Consider the following 21,101-nt stretch of genomic DNA (forward strand, 5'->3'; position numbering starts at 1 on the left):
AGCATCGCAGCCCGGCTAGCGCGTCGGGTCCTTGCCGTTCGGCTGCGAAGGCCCGGGTCCAGGCGACCACCAGCCCCACACGGTCTTCTCGCCGCGCCGCACCGTCGGCGCCACCCCGGTCGTGTACGGCTCGATCTGCAGCAGCTGTCCCCACGACTGGTACGGCTGCCCGTTCAGATAGCTCGGCACCTCGGGCTCGTCCGCGATCTCCTCGAGCCAGCCGTTCGGGCCGCCGTTGGTGCTGGACGCCCATTTCGCCTCGTCGGCGAGCTGGCCGGGGGTGATGCGGTAGTCCGGCATCGCGGAGATGCCGTCGTGCGAGGTGACCGGGTTCGCGCACGGGTACACGAACGACGCGGGCCAGTCGATGTACACCGATTTGCCCGCGAGCTTGTCGGTGAGCGTGGTGAAGGTCGGCACGCGCGGCGCGGACGCGGCGATCCAGCCGTCCTCGGTGAGGTCGTTGTCCACCATGACGATCCGCACCGACGTGGTCTCCGGCGGCAGGTCGCGCAGGTTGATCCGGGTGTCGTTCCAGCCGCCGGTGCCCGCGCCCGGCGGGAGCGCGAACTGGCCGCGCAGCACGCGCACGCCCTCGGGAGTGTTCACGCCGTACTCCAGGCTCACCGACGTGGGACGGCGCGGCTGGCTCGCGGTGGCGACCACGATCTGGCCGTTCTCGGTCCGGTCGGTGAGTGCGTACCAGTCGCTGCGCAGCCGTCCGGCGCGGGTCTGCGTGTCGAGGTAGCTGCTCCACATCGGCACCTGGTCCTGCTTGAACCCGTGCGGCGGCTCGGCCAGCGGGTCCTTGTCGTCGACCGGGCTGGTGTGGAAACCGGTCCGGATCCGGCCGTTGTCCTGGTCCGGGCTCGGCAGCGGGTTCGGCGGGTTCTGCGTCACCGGTTTCTCCGGCACCGTCCGCTGTTCGGGCTGCGGGTGCAGGATGCTCTTCGCCGCGTCGCGCTCGACCATCACGTGGTCGGACAGGTTGCAGCTCTTGCCGAACAGGTGCCCGATGTTGGCCGCGCCGAGGCTGTAGCTGTCGCGCTGGAAGTAGATCGCCGCGCCCATCGTGTAGATCTCGCCCGCCGCGACCAGACCGCACACCACGACCAGCGACAGCGAACCGAGCCGCAGCGACCGGCTCCGGCCTTCCTGCTGGGTCAGCGCCGGGCCCGGCCGGTGCGCGCGGATGTTCTCCACGAACGCGTAGATCCCGGCGATCGCGGCGGCCGCGAGCAGGATCGTCGACAGCGGGATGCCGCCGATCGAGGGTGCGACGTTCGTCCACGGCACGCCGATCCGCGAGACGAACCAGTACGTGTTCGGCCCGGTCGCGGCGAGCGCGCCGACCACCAGCAGCACGGCGAGGAACGCGGCGCGGTTGCGGTTGGAGCGCAGCACGGTGGAACTGGTCGCGAGCGCGGTGAGCGCCGCCATCGACGCGCCGACCGCGGCGAACGCGCCGAAGTGGTGCGTCCATTTCGTCGGGGTCAGCGCGAGCAGCAGGAAGAACAGCGCGGTGGTGCCGATCAGCCGGCGGCTCGGCCCGAGCGCCGCGCCGGGGATGCGGCCGCGACGCAGCAGCACCACCAGGCAGGTGACCGTGCAGAGCAGCACGAGCAGCACCGGGAACCGGCGCGGCGCGGAGCCGTCCGGCAGGTTCTCGAACAGCAATTGGTACCGCGCGAGTTCCTGGAACCACGACAGGTTCGGGCCGACCGCGGTGCGGATGCGGGTGGCCTCCTCGACCGTCGCGAACGTCTGGTCGGCGAACATCACCACGAGCACCAGGAAGCCGGACGCGAGGATCGGCGCGAGCATCGGCAGCCAGCCGCTCGCCGACCGCTGCCGGACCAGCTTGAACAGCGGTTTCCCGGCGACCAGGAAGGGCGCTACGGCGATCAGCCCGGTCGGCGTCGCGGCGAGGGTGAACGCGGCCGCGGTCAGCCCGAGGCACAGCGGCAGCAGGCGGCGGGTGACCAGCGCGCGTTCGACCGCGCAGATCGCCAGCAGCGACCCGAGCGCGGCGACCGGTTCCGGCCGGACGCCGTTGTTGTAGGGCATCCACCAGACCAGGAACACCGCGGCGGCGGCCCAGCCCGCGGCGCGGCTGCGGCGGACCTGGGTGCCCAGCCGCGGCATCACCTCGCGGCTGATCAGCAGCCAGCTGATCACGCCCAGCAGGTACGAGGGCAGCCGGATCCACGGAGGCACCGTGCTGACGTGCGTCATCAGCTCGTACAGGTGGTAGAACCAGCCGAACGGGGCCTCCGCGACGCCGAACCAGCGGTGGTAGTTCGTGAGGTACCCGGTGGCCTCGGTGACCCGGGCCATGGTGAGGATGTAGCCGTCGTCCGAGGTCACCGGCCCGATGAAGACCCACGCGCCGAGCACGCCGAACACCGTCGCGTCGCGGCCGGTCAGCCGCCACCAGCCGACCGGGGCCCAGCGCGGCGCGCGGCGGGCGAACCCGGAGTCCATCCGCCACACCGCGATCAGGCAGCCGAGGAACGACAGCGCGGCGAGGATGCCGACGACGATCTTGAGCGTGGTCGGCGAGGTCTGGTAGCGGGTGTCCGGGACGACCGACACGTGCAGCCCGGCGATCGGGTCGCGCGCGGAGGTGATCGAGGAGTAGATGCCGAGCACGCGCGGCCGGACGTCGCCGGTCGTGTGGAAGATCGGGGTCTTGCCGACCGACAGCGTCATCTGGGTCGCGTCCGAGTCGAGCGTGACCGTGCAGCCGTCCTGCGGCAGCGGCTGCTGCGCGATCTGCTGGCCCTGGCTGGACGCGAGCAGCACTCCGTTGTCGACGCGCAGCTGCATGCCGACGCCGTTGGCCGCGTGCTTGCCGGTGCGCCCGTCCGGAACGGTCGAGAACAGCAGCGCGGGGCCGTTCGTGCGCGCGTCGAGCGAGCGGATCGTCTCGCAGGGCAGTTCGGCCTTCAGGTCCTGTGCCCAGTACCCGGTCAAGGGCGCGTTGACGGAACGCGTGTCGGAGGCGACGGGCCAGACGACTTCCGCGGTGTCCTGCACGACCGGCAGGAAGGGATAGGCCAGGGCGCACAGCGCCGAAAGCAACCCCAGCACTACGGCAATCGGACGCATTAGAAGGAATCTATTGGGTCACCTTGGCCGGTTTACGCTGACCCCTCGTCACGCGGGGTGAAGCGCTCGTGGTGTAACGCGCTGGCCAGCGGCGCGCGGCTGCGCCAGCCGTGCCGCTCCAGGTCGGGAACCTCGGCCAGATTCGTTACCGGTCCTATACAAAGCCAGGCCACCGGCCGGATCCCGGCGGGAATGCCGAGCAGGTCCGCGAGCGCGGGTTCGCGGTAAAAACTCACCCACCCGACGCCGAGTCCTTCCGCGGTCGCGGCGAGCCACAGGTTCTGGATCGCCAGGCAGACCGAGTACAGCCCGGCGTCGGCGATCGCGTGCCGTCCGAGCACCGCCGGGGCGCCGCGCTGCTCGTCGTAGGTGACGACGATGCCGAGGCTCGATTCGCGGATGCCCTCGACCTTGATCCTGGCGAACGTCTCCGCGCGCTCGCCGTCGAGGGACGCGGCGAACACGTCGCGTTCCTCGTGCACGTGGCGGGCGAATTCCTCGCGCGTGGCGGGGTCGCGGACGAGCACGAAGTCCCACGGCTGGCTCATCCCGACGCTCGGCGCGGCGTGCGCGGCCTCGAGCACCCGGGTGAGGACGGCGTCGTCGACCGGTTCGCCGGTGAACTCGGCGCGGACGTCGCGGCGGCGGTGCAGGACTTCGTAAAACATGGCGTTCATTGATTCAGCGTTCATCGGCTGAGCACCCATTCGACGGCGGCGGCTGCGTCTGTGGTTTCCGCGGTTTCCGGAGCGGACGGTCGGGGCGGCCGGCGCACGACGACCACCGGCAGGCCGAGTTCCCGCGCGGCGGTCAGCTTCGCGGCCGTCATCGCGCCGCCGCTGTCCTTGGTGACCAGCACGTCGATGTCGTGTTCGGTCATCAGCGCGCGTTCGCCGTCGATGCGGTACGGGCCGCGGTCGAGCACCACCTCGTGCCGGCGCGGCAGCGGCTGGCCGGGCGGGTCGACGCAGCGGATCAGGAACCACAGCGGGTCGAGGTCGGCGAACGCGGCCAGGCCCTGGCGGCCGCTGGTGAGGAACACGCGGGTGCCGAGGCCGGGCAGGAGCGCGGCGGCTTCTTCGAGGTCGTCTGCCCAATGCCAGCGATCGTCTTCGCTCGGCTGCCAGCCGGGGCGGGCGAGCCGCAGGAGCGGAATGCCCGCGGCTTGCGTGGCGTGGAAAGCGTTGGCACCGATGCGTTCCGCGAACGGATGCGTGGCGTCGACCACTGCCCGGACACCGTTTTCGCGCAGCCAGGCCGTAAGGCCGTCGACGCCGCCGAACCCGCCGATCCGCACTTCTCCGACCGGCAGGCGCGGCCGCGTGACGCGTCCGGCCAGCGAGGAGACCACCGGGACGCCGCGTTCGTGCAGCTGTGCGGCGAGGTCGCGGGCTTCCGCGGTGCCGCCCAGGATCAGGACGGTCATCGCCCGTACCCGACGGCCGCGCGCCACCGGTCGAGCGTGCGCATGTTGGCGAGCGTTTCGGCCCAGGTCAGTTCCGGGCCTTGCCGGTCCGCGACATGCGCGGCGACGTAGTCCGCTTCCCGGGCGTAAATCCCTTGGGTGGCTTCGATTTCGATGACCTCCGGCTCACCGTCCGACGGAGTCAGCACGATCGTCGAAACGCCCGGCGCGCGCAGTTCGTGGATCCACGCGGGTTTCGGCACGTACAGCTGGCCGGCGGTGCCGTAGATCCGGATGTGGTCGTCCTGGGTGAGCAGGTAACCGCAGGACATCTGCGCGATGATGTCGCCGGGCAGCCGCAGCAGGCCCATCGCGAACTCGTCGACGCCGCTTTCGGTGAGCCGCGCCATGCCGGTGACGAGGGTCGGCTCGACCGCCGGAATTCCGGTCGCGGCCTGGGAAACCAGCCGGGCCAGCGAGGTGCAGTAGCAGCCGACGTCAAGGATTCCGCCGCCGCCGAGCGCGGGGTCGCCGAGGCGGGCCGCGTCGTTCGCGTCGGAGTCGAAGCTGAACGTGACGTCCACGGCGCGGACCTCGCCGATCGCCCCGGATTCGATCAGCTCGACCAGCCGCCGCGTCTGCGGGTGCATGCGGTACATGAACGCTTCCATGAGGAAAACGTCGTTGCGCCGCGCGGCATCGATGACCTTCTCCGCGTCGGGCGCGGTGAGCGTGAGCGGTTTCTCGCACAGCACGTGCTTGCCCGCTTCGGCGGCCCGGATCGCCCATTCCTCGTGCTGCGCGTGCGGGGTGGCGACGTAGACCGCGTCGACGTCCGGGTCGGCGAGGAGTTCCTCGTAGCTGCCGTACGCCTTCGGGATTTCGTACCTGGTCGCGAAATGCTGCGCCCGCTCGGCCGTGCGCGAAGCAACCGCGGTGAGCACGCCGTGGCGGCTTTGCTCGACGCCGGCGGCGAATTCGGCGGCGATGGTCCCGGTGGCCAGCAGGCCCCAGCGCAGTTCGGTCACAACGACTCCGGTTGGCTCGCCCGGTCCCGGGTGCTCGAATACAGGAAACTGTCCGGGAATCCGCCCGCGGCGAGGACCCGGCCGACGAAAATCGTGGCCGCGCGGGTCATTCCGGCGGCCCGTGCTTGACCGGCGATGTCCTTGAGCGTGCCGCGGACCACCGTTTCGCCGGGCTGGCTGGCCAGCGCGACGACGGCGGCCGGACAGTCCTCGCCGTAGTGCCCGGAGAGTTCTTCGGTGACGCGCTCGATGTGGTTGATCGCCAGGTGCAGCGCGAGAGTCGTGCCGGTGCGGGCGAAATTCTCCAGCGTTTCGGCGTCCGGCATCGCGGTGGACCTCGCCTGCGCGCGCGTGATCACGAGGCTCTGCCCGATTCCCGGGACGGTCAGTTCGCGGCCGAGCACGGCGGCGGACGCGGCGAACGCCGGAACGCCGGGCACCATCTCGTACGGCACGCCTTCCGGTTCCAGCCGCCGGACCTGTTCCGCGACCGCGCTGTACAGCGACGGGTCTCCGGAACACAGCCGCGCGACGTCGTGTCCGGCTTGATGCGCTTCGATCAGTTTCGCGGTGATCTGGTCGAGGCTGAGGTTCGCGGTGTCGACGCGCTCGGCGTCCGGCGCGCAGTAGGCGAGCAGGTCGGTCGGCGTCATGCTGCCCGGGTACAGGCACACCTGGCAGCGCGCGAGCAGGTCGCGGCCGCGCACGGTGATCAGGTCGGCCGCGCCCGGTCCGGCGCCGATGAAGTAAACGGTCATTTCCAGCTCCACTGCGTGACTGCCCGGGACGGCGTCCATCCGGTGAACCCGCCGAGCGGTTTCGCGTGCTCCACGGAGATCCGTTGCAGTTCCCCGCCGTGCCGGGCGTACGCGGCGGCCAGGATCTGCTCGGCTTCGAGGGTGACACCGTGCGCGACGATCCGGGCGTCGGTTTCGACACACTGGTCGAGGACGCCGGGCACGGTCAGGCCGCCGCCGACGAAGATCGCGTCCGGGCGGGGGAGTCCGGCGAGTGCCTCGGGCGCCGGACCGGTGACCACCTGTAATTCCGGCACGCCAAGGGTATTGGCGTTGCGCTGGACGCGTTCGGCGCGCGCGGGGTCGCGTTCGATCGCGATGGCGCGGTTCAGTGGATGGGCACGGGACCATTCGATCCCGATGCTGCCCGCGCCCGCGCCGACGTCCCACAGAAGTTCGCCCGGAGCCGGGGCGAGGCGGGCGAGGGCGGACGCGCGGAGGTCGCGTTTGGTGAGCTGGCCGTCGTGCTCGAAGGCGTCGTCGGGGAGGCCGACGAGCGGGAGGCCGGGACCCTTGCAGAGCACGGCGAACACAGTGAGCGGGCCGGGGTCGCAGGTCCAGCCGTCGGAGCCGCGCTCGTCGGCCGCGCCGAGGTTTTCCCAGGCGGTAAGGGCGGAATCGCCGTACCCGCGGGCTTTGAGCAACTCGCGCAGTTCTGCTGCGGAGGCGCCCAGGACCAGCAGTTTCCGGTTGGGTGCCAGGGCTCGCGCGACGCGGTGGACGGCGCGGCCGACGACCGTCACGACTTCGGTCTCCTCGAACGACCAGCCGAGCCGCGCGCGGGCCAGTGTCGCTGACGAAACCGCGGGGTGGACGTCGAGCGCGTAGCCGCGGTCACGGAGGGTGGTGGCGATGCCGGACAGGTACGGATCGCCGCTGGCCAGCACGCACACCCGGCCGGTCTGCGTCGTGAGGATCTCGTCGAGCGCGGGGAGCAGCGGGCTCGGCCAGGGCTGGGTCCGGAGGTCCGCGGGCAGGGATTTCAGCTGCCGTTCCGAACCGAGCACGACATCCGCCTGCCGCACGGCGTCGCGGGCCGCGGGGGTGAGCCCGGCCCACCCGTCGGCCCCGATCCCGACCACCGTCAGGCGTGATTCTTCGCGCACGATTTCCCACCCTAAGCGACGGCTTCGCTGTGCGATGATCGGCCGGACGCCGACCCACGAGGGAGTGCTCTTGAAGCCCTATCCGTTCACCGCTGTCGTCGGGATGCCGGACCTGCGTCTGGCGCTCGTCCTGTCCTCGATCTCGCCCGCGGTCGGCGGGGTGCTGGTGCGGGGCGAGAAGGGCACCGCGAAGTCGACCATGGTGCGCGCGCTCGCGGGGCTGCTGCCGGGCGTCGACGTGGTGGAGCACTGCCGGTTCTCCTGCGACCCGGTCAGCCCGGACCCGGCGTGCCCGGACGGGCCGCACGCGGCGGGCGCTCCCGCGCACCGGCGGCCGGCGCGGCTGGTGGAACTGCCGGTCGGCGCGGCGGAGGACCGGGTCGTCGGCTCGCTGAACCTGGAGAAGGCGCTGGCCGAGGGCGTCACCGACTACCAGCCCGGCCTGCTGGCGGCCGCGCATCGCGGGCTGCTGTACGTCGACGAGGTCAACCTGCTGCACGACCATCTGGTGGACACGCTGCTCGACGCGGCGGCGATGGGCCGGGCGACGGTCGAGCGCGAGGGCGTTTCGGTTTCGCACGCGGCGCGGTTCGTGCTGATCGGGACGATGAACCCGGAGGAGGGCGAGTTGCGGCCGCAGCTGCTCGACCGGTTCGGGCTGACCGTCGAGGTCGCGTCGAGCCGGGATCCGGAGCAGCGCGTCGAGGTCGTCCGGCGGCGGCTGGCCTACGAAGCGGATCCGGACGGTTTCGCGGACGGCTACGCCTCGGCGGACGCGGAGCTGGCGGCGAAGATCGAGGCGGCGCAACGGCTTCTGCCGTCGGTGAAGCTGCCGGACGAGGCGCTGCGGCAGATCGCCGAGGTGTGCGCGTCGTTCGAGGTCGACGGCATGCGCGCGGACATCGTGACGGCGCGGACGGCGGTCGCGCACGCGGCGTGGGCCGGGCGCGCCGAGGTCACCACCGAGGACATCCGGGTCGCGGCGCGGCTCGCGCTGCCGCACCGGCGGCGGCGGAATCCGTTTGACGCGCCGGGGATTTCCGAGGAGCAGCTGGAGCAGGCGCTGGAGGATTCGCAGCCGCCGCCCGAGGGACCGGACGACGACGGTCCCGGCGAGGGCGGCCCCGGTCCGGATGACGGCGGCCCGCCGCCGGACGGAGGCCCGTCTGGTTCGGACGGTCCTCCGCCCGCGGACAGCGGCGAAACCCCGGCCCCGTCGGGCAACGGATCTTCGCCGCAGAAGACGGTCAGTGCCGGGGATACCTTTCGGGCGCGGGTCTTCCGGGTGAAGGGCACCGGCGAGGGCGAGCGGGGCCGTCGGTCGCGTGCGATCACGGACACCGGCCGGACGATCGGCGTGCAGCCGCCCAGCGTGCGGGAGGGACGGCCGCATCTGGTCGCGACGATCCGTGCTGCCGCACCGCATCAGCAGGCGCGGGGCCGATCCGGGGCGGGCCTCGAAGTGCGGTCCGCGGATCTGCGGTTCGCGCTGCGCGAAGGCCGCGAAGGCAATCTGGTGCTGTTCTGTGTGGACGCGTCGGGCTCGATGGGCGCGCGGGCGCGGATGCGGGAAGTGAAGACCGCGGTGCTGTCGCTGCTGTTGGACGCCTACCAACGGCGAGACAAGGTCGGTCTCGTCACGTTCCGTGGCACGGACGCCGAGCTGGCGCTCCCGCCGACGATCAGTGTCGAAGCCGCCGCGGCCCGGCTGGAAGGCTTGCCGACCGGCGGCCGCACGCCGCTGGCTGAGGGATTGCTGGAAGCCGCGCGGGTGCTGCGCGTCGAGGCGATCCGGGATCCGCGCCGTCGGCCGCTGCTGGTACTCGTCACCGACGGCCGCGCCACGAGCGGTTCCGACGCGGTCGCGCGGGCCAAGGCCGCCGCGGGTTTGCTGACTGACGTGACGACGATCGTGATGGACTGCGAGACCGGCCGGATGCGTCTCGGCCTGGCCGCGGAACTGGCCGGGTATTTGGGAGCCGAGCACGTGCCGCTGTCCGATGTGGCCGCTGAATCGCTGGCCTCGGCCGTGCGCGAACGGACGGGGAGGGCTGCCTGATGCCGCAGGGAAAACCGGCTGTCGTGCCGAAGGACGGGCTCACCACGCGGCAGCGCCGCAACCGTCCGCTGCTCGCCGTGCACACCGGCGAGATGAAAGGGAAATCGACCGCGGCGTTCGGCATGGCCTTGCGCGCGTGGAACCAGGGCTGGTCGATCGGCGTGTTCCAGTTCGTGAAGTCGGCGAAGTGGCGCGTCGGCGAGGAAGCCGCGTTCAAGGCGCTCGGGAAGCTGCACGACGACACCGGACAGGGCGGTCCGGTCGAGTGGCACAAAATGGGCGAGGGCTGGAGCTGGTCGCGCAAGCAAGGGTCCGAAGAGGACCATGCCGCCAACGCCCAGGAGGGCTGGGCGGAAATCAAGCGCCGGCTCGCCGCCGAAACGCACGATTTCTATGTGCTGGACGAATTCAGCTACCTGCTCAAATGGGGCTGGCTCGAGGTCGACGACGTGGTGTCCACTTTGGCCTCGCGGCCCGGGCACCAGCACGTCGTGATCACCGGCCGTTACGCGCCGCCGGAATTGATCGAGGCCGCGGATCTGGTCGCGGAAATGACGAAGGTGAAGCACCCGATGGACGCCGGGCAGAAGGGCCAGCGGGGGATCGAGTGGTAGCACGGGTCGTCATCGCCGCACCCGGTTCCGGGCACGGCAAAACCACCATCGCGGCCGGTCTGATGGCGGCGTTGCGCGCAGCCGGGCACGCCGTGTCCGGGCACAAGGTCGGTCCGGACTTCATCGACCCCAGCTACCATTCGCTCGCCACCGGCCGCCCCGCACGGAACCTGGACCCGTTCCTGCAAGGCGAGGACACGCTGGTTCCGTTGCTGTGCCACGGTTCCGCGGGCGCGGACATCGCGATCATCGAAGGCGTGATGGGCCTTTTCGACGGCGCTTTGGGCACCGAAGGCTACGCGTCGACCGCCCATGTCGCACGGCTGCTCGACGCGCCGGTCGTGCTGGTGGTCGACGCTTCGGCGGCTTCGCGCAGCGTCGCGGCGACCGTGCTGGGGTTCGCGCAGTACGACACCCGCGTCCGGCTGGCCGGGGTGATCCTGAACAAACTGGGCTCGCAACGGCACGAGGACGAGATTGTCACCGCGCTCGAAGCGACCGGCGTCCCGTTGCTGGGTGCATTGCGGCGTAACGAAAACGTACACGCGCCGAGTCGGCATCTCGGTCTTGTCCCCGCCGCCGAGCGAGCCGCGGAGTCGCAGCGGCTGCTGCCGGAACTGGCGGAATGGGTTGCCGCTGGGGTCGATCTCGAAGGCATCGTGCGGGTGGCCCGAAGTGCTCCCGCACTGAATGGTCCTTTGTGGAATGCCGGTCCCGAGTGGGACGGTCCGCGTGCGACCCTCGCCGCTGCTGGCGGTCCGGCGTTCACCTTCCGCTACGCTGAGAACATCGAACTGCTGGCCGCTCGCGGAATCGACGTCGTGGACATCGACCCCTTGCGAGACAAGGCCTTGCCCGCCGGATGTGCCGGGTTGTACTTCGGCGGCGGATTCCCGGAAGTGCATGCCGCCGAGCTGTCGGCCAATGTGGAACTCCGGACGGCAGTCGGTGAGGCTATCGACGCCGGAATGCCGGTGAGCGCGGAATGCGCGGGCCTGCTGTACCTGTGTCGTTCTTTGGACGGACTGCCGATGGTCGGCGCGGTCGCCGCGGACGCGACCATGACGTCGCGGGGGAAACTCGGTTACCGCCGGGCGGTCTCGGTCGTGGACAACGTGCTCGCAGCGGCCGGGCAACGGGTCACCGGACACGAATTCCACCGCACCGAAATCACTCCCGCGCACGGAGAAACCGCCGCGTGGGGCTGGGATCGCAGCCTGGACGGGTTTGCTTCCGATTCGCTGCACGCTTCTTACCTGCACGTTCACTGGGCCGGGCATCCCGAACTGGCAGACCGTTTTGCCTCGCGGGTGCGTGCTCATTCCCTGGCAGCAGTCCATGGCTGAGTACGACCTCCACCACCACGGCGATCGCGAAGTCGGCGAGGGACTTGTCGACCTGGCCGTGAACGTCCGGCTCCCGGCTCCGCCTACGTGGCTGCGCGCGGAACTCGCCGCCGCCCTGGATGACCTCGCCGCCTACCCGGACCCGACCCGCGCCGCGGAAGCCGTTGCTGCCCGCCATGGCCGGGATTTCGCCGACGTCCTGGTGACTGCCGGTGCCGCGGAAGCGTTCACGCTGCTGGCTTCGCTTCCCGCTGAGCACGCAGTGGTAGTCCACCCGCAATTCACCGAACCGGAAGCCGCTCTGCGCGCCGCCGGACACACCGTCGACCGAGTCATCTTGTCCGAAGTGGACGGTTACCGCTTAGATCCCGCCGCGGTCCCTGATTCGGCCGACCTGGTCTTCGTCGGCAACCCGACCAACCCGACCTCGGTCCTGCACCCCGCCGATTCGCTGCGGGCCTTGGCACGCCCCGGGCGGGTGCTCGTGGTGGACGAAGCTTTCCTCGACGCCGTCCCCGGAGAAGTCGAAAGCCTTGCCGGAGAACGAATCCCCGGCGTGGTGGTGGTGCGAAGCCTCACCAAGACCTGGGGCTTGGCGGGCCTGCGAGCCGGATACGTCCTCGCCGAACCGTCACTGATCGGCCGGTTGCGCGCGGTACAGCCACCCTGGTCAGTGTCCACTTTGGCCGCTGTGGCGACGGTTGCCTGCTGTCGTCCCGCCGCCCTGGAAGAAGCTGAAAAACTGGCCGCCGCTGCGGAAGCCGACCGCGACTATCTGGAATCCGGCTTGGCCGCACAGGGAATCCCCGTACTCGGGACCCCGCGCGGCCCGTTCGTGCTGATCCGAGTCTCCGGCGGCGCGGACGTCCGATTGAGACTGCGCGAAGCAGGCTACGCCGTCCGTCGCGGCGACACTTTCCCCGGCCTTGGCCCCGACCACCTTCGCCTCGCGGTCCGAGACCGCGCGACGACGGACGCTTTCCTTGCCGCCCTGGCTAATGCTTCTGGAGCGCGGTGAATTCCTCAAGCCAAGCGTAATTCGGCGCAACCGTGCCGTCGGGATTCTTCTGCACGGTCGCCCGTGCGAACACGCTGTTGAGCAGCCACGGCGGAGTATCCGGTCCGAAGTCCCCGCCCTTGAGCGCGGCGATGCCCTGATCGATGCCGTACGCGGCGACGGCGAGCTTTCCGGTCGCGCGGAACTTCGTCATCTGGTCGGTGAGGAAGTTCTTGTTGTTCTCGAACCACGGGCTGGTGCGAAGGAAATCGTCCCACCGTGCCTTGGGGAACGGCTGGTGCAGCGCGTTGCGGATGACCTGCCAGACCTTGGTGTCCTCCGGCACGTGGTACTTGCCCGCGTACTCGGCCGAGATCCGGTCGGCGAGATGCTTCTTCCACAGTTGCACCAGGGAGAACTCGGTGACGAGGAACTTCTTGCCGCCCAGCTTGGGCAGGGTGTAATCGAGAAACGCCTGAACTTGGTCTGGCGCGCCGACGTGCGGATGAAGGTCGGTGCCCGCGATCTCCGGCGTGTCGCGGACGTACTTCAGCCAGCGTTCGGTGCCGGCTCCAGTCCACTTAGGATCCTCGAGATTGTTGAGCGCGCCCATGTAGAGGACGGTCTTTCCCTTGCGCTGCTTGATCACGTGGGCGGCGACGGTCTCGTAGAATTCGTTGAGCGCGCCGTTGTTCCAGTCCGCCCGCGGGCATTCGATGAACGGCTCGTTGCCGATCACCAGGATGTCGACCTTGTCCATCACAGCGGGAAGCACTTTGTCGACCCGCGCGAGATCGGCCTGCATCTCCGGGGTCCCGGGCCGTGGAATCGGCTTGTGGGAGTCGGGAAAATACGGAAACTTGAGCGACAGAACCGTGCCGTACTGGCGATCGGCCGCTTGCCGCAAGGTCTTGATCGTCGGGTTTTCGGTGGCGCCGTGCTTGTCCAGGTCGGGCATCGCGGTGAACCCGCGCACCCACTTCGCGCCGGACCGCTGAAGCTCGTCCCAGCCCATGGTGTCCGGATCGGCGTTGAAATTCGCCCCGAGCGCTCCGTCCGGCTTGGGCACCGCGGTGTTCGGGGCCGGGGCATCGGGCGTCGAACTGCAGGCAGCCGTGGCGAAAACCGAAAAACCGGCGGACAACTGGAACAGCCGACGCCGGGTAAAGTGCGCGGATGCGGGCGAGCTGGATGCCACGAGGTCCCCTCGGTCATGCGTCGCGGACTCTTCCTTGGTAACACGAGTGGAGCTCGCGTCGCAGCCTGAGCGTCGATTTCACCGCGCCCGGCGGCGTCTCGGACGGCGATGTGAGCGGCGCGTTTTCGTGGCGGACGTCGGCGAAATCCTTGTGTGGGTCACCTGTCCGGTTTGGACGACGCCTGGTATGTGACCTAGGCGGTCGCCAGCAACGCCGCCGCCACCGCCACTTCGACGCACCCGCCGAGGACGTCGCCGGTCACTCCGCCGATGCGCTGGACGCACCGGGCCAGCAGCACCGCCGCGGCCGCGTACCCGAGCGCTACCGCGAGACCCCCTCGCCACCACGGCAAACCCGGCGTCAACGCGGCGCACCCCGCCGCGAGTACGAACACCAGTACGGCCGCCAGGACCGGAACCGATCCGGCGACCGTCGCGCCCAAGCCCTCCGGCCGGGCCGAGGGGACCCCTCGTGCGCAGCACAACGAGAGCACGCACCGTCCACAGAGGACGGATAGGACGGCGGCGGCGATGCCGTGTCCATGGGCGATCGCGCCGGTCAGCGCGCCGGTCTGGACGAGCAGGACGAAGAGCAACGTCGCGACACCAGTGGGCCCGGAGTCGCCGCGGCGCATGACGTCGAGGGCTTTCGCGCGGTCGTAGGAGGCACCGAGTCCGTCGGCGGTGTCGGCCAGTCCGTCGAGGTGCAGCCCGCGGCTGCCCAGGGCTACCGCCCCCAGCGCCAGTGCGGCTATGGCCAGTGCGGGGAGTCCGATCGCAGTCCCGCCCGCGACGATGAGCCCCGCCACCGCGGCGAGCGGGAGCGCGGCAAGCGGGCCGAGCGCCATCGCGACACCCGCGACCCGTCGATCGATCACGCGCGGCGCAGGCACCGGGACGGTGGTGAGGGTGCCGACGGCGAGGCGGATTCCGTCGCTGAGCCGGGTCACGAGGCGCGCCCCAATGCGGTCTTCTCGGTAGCGGGGGCGGCGTCGACAGGCGCGCTGGACCCGCCCACCCGCGGCACGACCGAGATGGCCGTGAGGGCCACCCTGAGGGAATCAGATTCCCTCAGGGAGGCCCTCACGGACGTTGGCCGGGGCAAGTCGCCACATGGACCCGGCGCAGTATGGCCAGAGCCGCGCGCTGCGGCTGCTGCGAAAACCCCAGCGGGACGCTGCCCGGCGAACTGAACACCGGGCAGCGTCCACTCGCGACGCACCCCGGTCACCCGAGGTCCGCCAGCAAACCCATCTCCGCGATCACCGCGCGCGCCGCGCGCAGGGTCGGCACGGCTTGCACCGCCCCGCTGCCCTCGCCGAGGCGCAGGCCCAGGTCGAGGATCGGCGTCAACCCCAGCGCCTTCAACGCAAACGCTTGCGCGGGCTCGGTCGAACGATGTCCGGCCAGCCACCACTGCTCAGCCCCGGGCGCGATGTCCCGGGCCACCAAGGCCGCCGTCGCCGAGAAGATTCCGTCCAGCACCACCGGGATTCCCCGGACGGCCGCTTCCACCAGGAAACCGGCCGTCGCGGCGAGGCAGGCGCTGCCGAGGGCGGTCAGGCGGTCGAAGGGGTCGGTCACGGGGCGTCGCGACAGGGCAGTGGCGACGACAGCGGTCTTGCGCTCCAAGGCCTCCCCGGACACCCCGGTGCCGGTGCCCACCACCTCAGCCGCGGGAAGGCCCAGCGCAGAAGCCACGACCGCGGCGCAGACGGTCGTGTTGCCGATGCCCATGTCGCCGGGAATGAGAACGTCCGCAGTGGACTCCGAAGCAGCGATGGCACGTCCCGCCTCAAACGCGGCAAGTGCCTCGCCGGGAGCCAAAGCGTCCTCGACGTCGATGGCGCCCGAACCGCGGCGGATCTTGTGGGCGGTGACTTCGGCGGGAACGTCCGAGGCGTCCCAGTCGACAGCGATGTCCGCTACCCGCACCGAAGCCCCGACCTGTGCCGCGAGGACCGTTACCCCGCTTCGCCCGGCGAGGAACACGCGCACCATCGCCGCGGTGACCTCGCGGGGGTACGCCGACTGCGCCGACACCCCGTGGTCGCCGGCGAAGACGATCACGCGGACGTCGTCCAGCGGGCGCGGCGGGACCGCTCCGTGCGCGGCGCTCAGCCAGGCCGCGAGTTCTTCCAGCCGACCGAGCGAGCCGACCGGTTTGACCAGGCCGTCCAAACGCTCCAAGGCGGCGGCGCGGGCGGCGGCGTCCGGGACGGGGATGGCGAAACTCGGCACGGCTGGCTCCTCACGGAAGGTCGAGCGCCCGCCCGGCGACGATGAGCGACACCCGGTCGCTGTCGGCGGACACCCGGTTGTTGAGTGCGCCCAGCACATCACGGAACAGCCGTCCGGACACCGTTGCGGGCACCACACCGCTGCCGACCTCGTTGCTGACCGCGACGATCGGCACCCGGGCCTGGCTCCACGCGGCGAGGAAATCCTCGAGCCGGTCGTCCAGTCTGCGCTCCCAGCCCTTTTTGCCCGACCACGCGCCGACCTCGTCGAGGACCCGCGACAGCCAGGTGCCGAGACAGTCGATCAGCAACGGGCTCGTCGCGTTGCGCAGCACGGTCGCCAGGTCGGTGGTCTCGACCGTCGTCCAGTGGCGCGGGCGGCGGGCCCGGTGCGCCTCGACCCGGGCGGCCCATTCCGGGTCCTCGGCCGACGGGGGCAGCCCGGGAGCGACGTACACGAGGTGGGGGTGGTGCGCGACGAGCCGCTCCGCGTGCCTCGACTTGCCCGAGCGGACCCCGCCGAGAACGAGCACCTTGCCGTCGTCGCGTCCGTACCGGCGGAGGGCCTGCGCCAGGGTTTCGAGAGACCCGGCGAGCCGGTGCGTCAGCTTGGTCATACCCGGCATTCTCTCCCTAGCGCTACGGTTCGCCACGTGCCACTCCGACAAGCCGTCACCGCGGCCGGGCTGATCGCCGGATACGCCGCCGACGCCTGCTTCGGCGACCCGCGCCGGGGACATCCGGTCGCGGCCTTCGGCACCGCCGCTGGCCAGCTGGAACGCTGGTGGTGGGCCGATTCCAAGCCGCGCGGGGCGGCGTACGCGGCGGTCTGCGCGGGATCGGCCGCCGGGCTCGGGATCCTCGCGGAACGATCCGCCCGGAACCGGCCGGGTGTCCGATTTGTCCTGACCGCCGCGGCGACGTGGGCCGTCCTGGGCGGCCGTGGGCTCGCCGCGGAGGGCCGCGAAATGGCGCGATTACTCGAATCGGGTGAATTGCCTGCCGCCCGGCAGCGGCTCAGCCACCTCTGCGCGCGCGACGCCACCGGTCTCGGCCCGGCCGAACTGACCCGCGCGGCCACCGAATCGATCGCCGAGAACACCTCCGACGCGGTCGTCGCGCCGCTCCTGTGGGGCGCGGTCGCGGGCGTGCCGGGGCTGCTCGGGTACCGCGCGGTGAACACCCTCGACGCGATGGTCGGCTACCGCTCGCCGCGGCACCGCAACTTCGGCTGGTTCGCCGCGCGCACCGATGACTGGGCCAATCTGGTGCCGGCACGCGTCGGCGCAGTGCTGACGGCGGTGACCGCGCCGCTCGCCGGCGGCCACGCCCGGTCGGCCTGGCGGGCTTGGCGACGCGACGGGAGCGCGCATCCGAGCCCGAACGCGGGACAGGTCGAGGCGGCTTTCGCCGGGGCGCTGGACATCCGGCTCGGCGGGACGAACACGTATCACGGCGAGGTCGAGCGCCGGAGCACGCTGGGCGACGGTCGTCCGCCGGGGGAGAGCGATCTGCGCCGGGCGGTGCGGTTGTCGCGGTTGGTCGGGGCGGCGGCGCTGGCGGTCGCGGCCGGGATCGCGGTGACCAGGTCGCGGAGTGCGGGGCGGTTCACCGGACCGGCCGCCGCACGCATTACGGTGGCGGGATGAGCGGGCTGCTGATCGCCGGGACCACCTCCGACGCCGGGAAAAGCCTGGTCACCGCCGGAATCTGCCGCTGGTTCGCGCGGCGCGGCGTGCGGGTCGCGCCGTTCAAGGCGCAGAACATGTCGAACAACTCGATGGTCTGCGCGGACGGCGCGGAGATCGGCCGCGCGCAGTGGCTGCAGGCGCGGGCCGCGCGGGTGGAGCCGGAAGCGGCGATGAACCCGGTGCTGCTCAAGCCGGGGAGCGACCGGCGCAGTCACGTCATCGCGCTCGGCAAGCCGTACGGCACCCTCGAAGCCGGTGAGTACGCCACCGGACGGGCCGGGCTCGCGGAAATCGCTTTCGGGGCGTTTTCCGAGCTGCAGCAACGGTTCGACCTCGTCGTCTGCGAGGGCGCGGGCAGTCCGGCGGAGATCAACCTGCGTTCCGGCGACTACGTCAACATGGGCCTGGCACGGCGGTTTTCGCTGCCGGTGCTGGTGGTCGGCGACATCGATCGCGGCGGGGTGCTGGCGGCGATGTACGGCACGCTCGCGTTGCTGTCGGCCGAGGACCAGGCGCTGGTCGCAGGCTGGCTGGTGAACAAATTCCGCGGTGACGTCGGGTTGCTGCAGCCGGGTCTGAACAGCCTGGAGAAAGTCACCGGACGGCCGGTGCTCGGTGTGCTGCCGTGGCTGGACCGGGTATGGATCGACTCGGAGGACGCCCTCGCCGCGGCCGGATGGCGGCACGAAGCCGCGCAACGCGGACTGCGCGTTGCGGTGGTGCGGTTCCCGCGGGCGTCCAACGCCACCGACGTGGACGCGCTCGCGGCGGAGCCGGGCGTGACGGTGAGCCTGACCGCCGATCCGGACACCGTCGCCGCGGCGGACCTGGTCGTGCTGCCGGGTTCGAGGGCCACTGTGGACGATCTGAAGTGGTTGCGCAGCAGGGGTTTGGCAGACGCAGTGACAGCGCGGGCCGCGGCGGGGCGTCCGGTGCTGGGGATCTGCGGCGGGTACCAGATGCTCGCGGAGTCCATTGAGGACGACGTCGAATCCGGCGCTGGTCTGGTGGACGGGCTTGGGCTATTGCCGACGCGAGTGACGTTCGCGGGGGAGAAGGTGCTCGGCCGTCCGGTCGGCGAATGGCGTGGGCATCGCGTGGACGCGTACGAGATCCACCACGGCAGCGCCGGTCCGGCGGACGCGGAGTCGTTTTTGGACGGTTACCGCGTCGGTTCGGTCTGGGGCACGACGTGGCACGGTGCTCTGGAGAACGACGGATTCCGGCGCGCTTGGCTTTCCGAAGCCGCGGCGCAGGCGGGCATCGAATGGCGGGCGGCCGAGGGTGCGCCGGGGTTCGCGGACCTGCGCGAGGACATGCTGGACCGGCTGGCCGACGCGATCCAGTCCGAAGTGGACACCGGAATGCTGATGGCACTGGCGGAGGCGGGCGCGCCGGGCGGGTTGCCGTTCGTGCCGCCGGGGGCGCCCTGACTGGAGGGTTCAGGCGAGTCCGGCGTCGTGCACCAGAATCGCCACTTGCGTGCGGTTGGCGGCTTCGGTCTTGGCCATGATCCGTCCCAAGTGGACCTTCACGGTCGCCTCGCTGAGCCCTAGCGCGCGGGCGATCTCGGCGTTGCTCGAACCCTGCCCGACGGCGACCGCGACCTCGCGTTCGCGGGGCGGGCGTCGGCGTGGCGGCGGAGTCCGTGAGCAGCCGCCAGCAGCGCTGACTGGACGGTTCAGGCGAGTCCGGCGTCGTGCACCAGAATCGCGACCTGTGTGCGGTTGGCGGCTTCGGTCTTGGCCATGATCCGTCCCAAGTGGACCTTCACGGTCGCCTCGCTGAGCCCCAGCGCGCGGGCGATCTCAGCGTTGCTCGAACCCTGCCCGACGGCCACAGCGACCTCGCGTTCGCGGGGTGTCAGGGGTTCGAGCCGGGCGCGGGCGGGTGTCGGCGTGGCGGCGGTGGCGAAGTGCGTCAGCAGCCGCCGGGTGATCGACGGCGACAGCATCGCCTCGCCGCTGCCCACCACGTGCATCGCCTTGATCAGCTCGCGCGGTGGCGTGTCTTTCAGCAGGAAACCGGTGGCACCGTGGCGAAGCGCCTCGTGCACGTACTCGTCCAGGTCGAACGTCGTCAGCACGACCACCGCGGGCGCGTCCGGCTCGGCGGTCACCAGGCGGGTCACCTCCAGGCCGTCGACCTCGGGCATCTGCACGTCGGTGAGCACGAGGTCGGGCCGGTGTTCGCGGACGAGTGCGAGCGCTTCGCGGCCGTCGTCCGCTTCCGCGACCACCTCGATCCCCGGATCGGACTCCAGGATCATCCGGATGCCGCTGCGCACGAGCACCTCGTCGTCGATCAGCAGGATTTTCAGCACGATTCCTCCGCTCGCAGCGGGAACGCGGCCCGCACCCGGTAGCTGCCCGTGCCGTCCGGGCCGGCGCGGAGCGTTCCGCCGGTCAGCGTGACGCGTTCGCGCATGCCGATCACGCCGTAGCCCGCGCCCGGCAGCCCGGATGAATCGGCGAGCGGGTTGGCGACTTCGACCACCAGGTCGTCGTCGGATGTGGACAGTCGCACGTCGATGGTCGTTCCCGGTGCGTGTTTCGCCGCGTTCGTGAGCGCTTCCTGCACGATCCGGTACGCCGCGCGTCCGATCGGGTCGGGCACGTCCGGCATCGGCTCCGGCAGGCTGGCACGCACCTGCGCACCGGCGGCGGCGAGGTCGTCGGCGAGCTGGCGGACCCCGCCCAGCGTCGGATCCGGCAGCGAACGCGGCTCCGGACCGTCGTCGCGGAGCACCTTCAGGATGTCGCGCAATTCGTTGAGCGCGGCGGAACTCGATTCACGGATCACCTCGGCGAGCTGCGCGGTCTCGTCGTCCTTGGCCCGCACGGAGAGCGCGCCCGCCTGCAGCGCGACGATGCTGACCCGGTGCGCGACGACGTCGTGCATCTCGCGCGCGATTCGCCGCCGCTCGGCCGTCACGGCCCGCTCGCCGAGCAGGTCGCGCTCGCGTTCGGCCTGCTCCGCGCGGTCGCGCAGGGCCGCGAGCAAGGCCGCGCGCTGGTGCATCCACAGCCCGGCCAGCGTCGGGACGACGACTTCCATGACGAGGGCGAGCCCGAACGTCTTCCAGTCCGGCAGGTTCGCCGGCCGGACGAACGACACGAGCAGTCCGGTTTCCGCGAGCACGGCGACCGCGGTCGGCCAGCGGAGCCCGCGCAGCGAAGCGACCGTGTAAAGAGTGACGGAGGTGCCCCACAACGGCGGCGTGGCCAGCGCGACGCCGACCGAGACCAGCATCGCGGGCAACGGGAACCGGCGGCGCAGGAGCACCGCCAGGAACATCACCGCGACCGCGACCGGCCAGAACCACGGATGGTCCGCGTCCGGCAGGTCGCCGGCCAGCGTCAGGCCTAGCACGGCGAGCGCCACGGCCAGGTCGATCAGGTGGTTGCGCACCCCGCCACCGTAAGCCCTGCACGAAATTCCCCCACCGGGCGTCTTCGAGGGAAACCGGGGTCCGGCGGCCGCTCCGGTTGCCGAAGGGTTTTCCCCGG

Annotated in this window: 19 protein-coding genes; 6 read left to right on the plus strand and 13 right to left on the minus strand. The window is 71.0% G+C overall.

What is annotated here, in order from left to right:
• Positions 1-15: 15 nt before the first annotated feature.
• Genes EIZ45_RS26540 through cbiE form a run of 6 tightly spaced genes read right to left on the minus strand, consistent with a single transcriptional unit; the run spans position 16 to position 7,447 of the window.
• Positions 16-3,111: an arabinosyltransferase domain-containing protein gene (locus EIZ45_RS26540; RefSeq protein ID WP_134662579.1), complete on the minus strand. Its 3,096-nt coding sequence runs from the start codon at positions 3,109-3,111 to the stop codon at positions 16-18.
• 32 nt (positions 3,112-3,143) lie between these two features.
• Positions 3,144-3,788 (minus strand): 5,6-dimethylbenzimidazole synthase, encoded by a 645-nt coding sequence (gene bluB, locus EIZ45_RS26545; protein ID WP_134662578.1) that lies wholly within the window; start codon positions 3,786-3,788, stop codon positions 3,144-3,146.
• Between the two features lie 11 nt (positions 3,789-3,799).
• Positions 3,800-4,537 (minus strand): cobalt-precorrin-6A reductase, encoded by a 738-nt coding sequence (locus EIZ45_RS26550; protein ID WP_134662577.1) that lies wholly within the window; start codon positions 4,535-4,537, stop codon positions 3,800-3,802.
• A complete protein-coding gene (locus EIZ45_RS26555) occupies positions 4,534-5,544 on the minus strand; it encodes a Gfo/Idh/MocA family protein (RefSeq protein WP_134662576.1) in 1,011 nt (336 codons plus the stop codon). The genes EIZ45_RS26550 and EIZ45_RS26555 overlap by 4 nt, the downstream gene beginning before the upstream one ends.
• Entirely contained in the window at positions 5,541-6,302 is a 762-nt protein-coding gene (gene cobM / locus EIZ45_RS26560; protein WP_043839025.1) for a precorrin-4 C(11)-methyltransferase, read from the minus strand. Before cobM ends, EIZ45_RS26555 begins: the two co-directional genes overlap by 4 nt.
• On the minus strand, positions 6,299-7,447 hold the full coding sequence (gene cbiE, locus EIZ45_RS26565; protein WP_134662575.1) for a precorrin-6y C5,15-methyltransferase (decarboxylating) subunit CbiE: 1,149 nt from the start codon (positions 7,445-7,447) through the stop codon (positions 6,299-6,301). Before cbiE ends, cobM begins: the two co-directional genes overlap by 4 nt.
• 70 nt (positions 7,448-7,517) lie before the next feature.
• Here cbiE and EIZ45_RS26570 point away from each other — a divergent pair, with 70 nt between their 5' ends.
• From EIZ45_RS26570 to cobC, 4 genes are read left to right on the plus strand one after another with little or no spacing between them, the layout of a single operon-like run.
• Positions 7,518-9,506 (plus strand): putative cobaltochelatase, encoded by a 1,989-nt coding sequence (locus tag EIZ45_RS26570; RefSeq protein ID WP_134662574.1) that lies wholly within the window; start codon positions 7,518-7,520, stop codon positions 9,504-9,506.
• On the plus strand, positions 9,506-10,120 hold the full coding sequence (cobO, locus tag EIZ45_RS26575) for a cob(I)yrinic acid a,c-diamide adenosyltransferase (RefSeq protein ID WP_134662573.1): 615 nt from the start codon (positions 9,506-9,508) through the stop codon (positions 10,118-10,120). Before EIZ45_RS26570 ends, cobO begins: the two co-directional genes overlap by 1 nt.
• The gene (locus tag EIZ45_RS26580; protein WP_134662572.1) at positions 10,114-11,466 is read left to right on the plus strand and encodes a cobyrinate a,c-diamide synthase; all 1,353 of its coding nucleotides are present in this window, start codon (positions 10,114-10,116) and stop codon (positions 11,464-11,466) included. Before cobO ends, EIZ45_RS26580 begins: the two co-directional genes overlap by 7 nt.
• Complete coding sequence (gene cobC / locus EIZ45_RS26585; protein ID WP_134662571.1) at positions 11,459-12,484, plus strand: Rv2231c family pyridoxal phosphate-dependent protein CobC; 1,026 nt, start codon at positions 11,459-11,461, stop codon at positions 12,482-12,484. Before EIZ45_RS26580 ends, cobC begins: the two co-directional genes overlap by 8 nt.
• Here cobC and EIZ45_RS26590 read toward each other — a convergent pair.
• The 4 genes from EIZ45_RS26590 to EIZ45_RS26605 form a co-directional block, all read right to left on the minus strand.
• Positions 12,462-13,607 (minus strand): hypothetical protein, encoded by a 1,146-nt coding sequence (locus EIZ45_RS26590; RefSeq protein ID WP_240692038.1) that lies wholly within the window; start codon positions 13,605-13,607, stop codon positions 12,462-12,464. The genes cobC and EIZ45_RS26590 overlap by 23 nt on opposite strands.
• A 248-nt stretch (positions 13,608-13,855) precedes the next feature.
• Positions 13,856-14,611 carry an adenosylcobinamide-GDP ribazoletransferase gene (locus EIZ45_RS26595; protein ID WP_167756563.1) on the minus strand — a complete coding sequence of 252 codons (756 nt, stop codon included), beginning with the start codon at positions 14,609-14,611 and terminating at the stop codon, positions 13,856-13,858.
• Between the two features lie 277 nt (positions 14,612-14,888).
• On the minus strand, positions 14,889-15,902 hold the full coding sequence (gene cobT / locus EIZ45_RS26600) for a nicotinate-nucleotide--dimethylbenzimidazole phosphoribosyltransferase (RefSeq protein WP_167756564.1): 1,014 nt from the start codon (positions 15,900-15,902) through the stop codon (positions 14,889-14,891).
• 10 nt (positions 15,903-15,912) lie between these two features.
• The gene (locus tag EIZ45_RS26605) at positions 15,913-16,518 is read right to left on the minus strand and encodes a bifunctional adenosylcobinamide kinase/adenosylcobinamide-phosphate guanylyltransferase (RefSeq protein ID WP_134662570.1); all 606 of its coding nucleotides are present in this window, start codon (positions 16,516-16,518) and stop codon (positions 15,913-15,915) included.
• 36 nt (positions 16,519-16,554) lie between these two features.
• Between EIZ45_RS26605 and EIZ45_RS26610 the strand changes: the two genes are divergently transcribed.
• A complete protein-coding gene (locus tag EIZ45_RS26610; protein ID WP_134662569.1) occupies positions 16,555-17,550 on the plus strand; it encodes a cobalamin biosynthesis protein in 996 nt (331 codons plus the stop codon).
• Positions 17,547-19,025 (plus strand): cobyric acid synthase, encoded by a 1,479-nt coding sequence (locus tag EIZ45_RS26615; protein ID WP_134662568.1) that lies wholly within the window; start codon positions 17,547-17,549, stop codon positions 19,023-19,025. Before EIZ45_RS26610 ends, EIZ45_RS26615 begins: the two co-directional genes overlap by 4 nt.
• A 9-nt stretch (positions 19,026-19,034) precedes the next feature.
• Here EIZ45_RS26615 and EIZ45_RS47415 read toward each other — a convergent pair whose 3' ends face one another.
• The 3 genes from EIZ45_RS47415 to EIZ45_RS26630 are packed head-to-tail and all read right to left on the minus strand — an operon-like array spanning position 19,035 to position 21,003.
• Complete coding sequence (locus EIZ45_RS47415) at positions 19,035-19,277, minus strand: response regulator transcription factor (RefSeq protein WP_255443420.1); 243 nt, start codon at positions 19,275-19,277, stop codon at positions 19,035-19,037.
• A complete protein-coding gene (locus tag EIZ45_RS26625; RefSeq protein WP_134662567.1) occupies positions 19,274-19,915 on the minus strand; it encodes a response regulator transcription factor in 642 nt (213 codons plus the stop codon). Before EIZ45_RS26625 ends, EIZ45_RS47415 begins: the two co-directional genes overlap by 4 nt.
• On the minus strand, positions 19,909-21,003 hold the full coding sequence (locus tag EIZ45_RS26630) for a sensor histidine kinase (protein ID WP_240690583.1): 1,095 nt from the start codon (positions 21,001-21,003) through the stop codon (positions 19,909-19,911). The genes EIZ45_RS26625 and EIZ45_RS26630 overlap by 7 nt, the downstream gene beginning before the upstream one ends.
• Between the last annotated feature and the right edge of the window lie 98 nt (positions 21,004-21,101).

Source organism: Amycolatopsis sp. CFH S0740 (assembly GCF_004522315.1).
GTDB lineage: Bacteria > Actinomycetota > Actinomycetes > Mycobacteriales > Pseudonocardiaceae > Amycolatopsis > Amycolatopsis nivea.

Bases quoted from the DNA above. Each gene is read 5' to 3' on its own strand.
- EIZ45_RS26540 (WP_134662579.1), bottom strand. From the start codon at position 3,111: ATGCGTCCGATTGCCGTAGTGCTGGGGTTGCTTTCGGCGCTGTGCGCC.
- bluB (WP_134662578.1), bottom strand. From the start codon at position 3,788: ATGAACGCCATGTTTTACGAAGTCCTGCACCGCCGCCGCGACGTCCGC.
- EIZ45_RS26550 (WP_134662577.1), bottom strand. From the start codon at position 4,537: ATGACCGTCCTGATCCTGGGCGGCACCGCGGAAGCCCGCGACCTCGCC.
- cobM (WP_043839025.1), bottom strand. From the start codon at position 6,302: ATGACCGTTTACTTCATCGGCGCCGGACCGGGCGCGGCCGACCTGATC.
- cobO (WP_134662573.1), top strand. From the start codon at position 9,506: ATGCCGCAGGGAAAACCGGCTGTCGTGCCGAAGGACGGGCTCACCACG.
- cobC (WP_134662571.1), top strand. From the start codon at position 11,459: ATGGCTGAGTACGACCTCCACCACCACGGCGATCGCGAAGTCGGCGAG.
- EIZ45_RS26605 (WP_134662570.1), bottom strand. From the start codon at position 16,518: ATGACCAAGCTGACGCACCGGCTCGCCGGGTCTCTCGAAACCCTGGCG.
- EIZ45_RS26615 (WP_134662568.1), top strand. From the start codon at position 17,547: ATGAGCGGGCTGCTGATCGCCGGGACCACCTCCGACGCCGGGAAAAGC.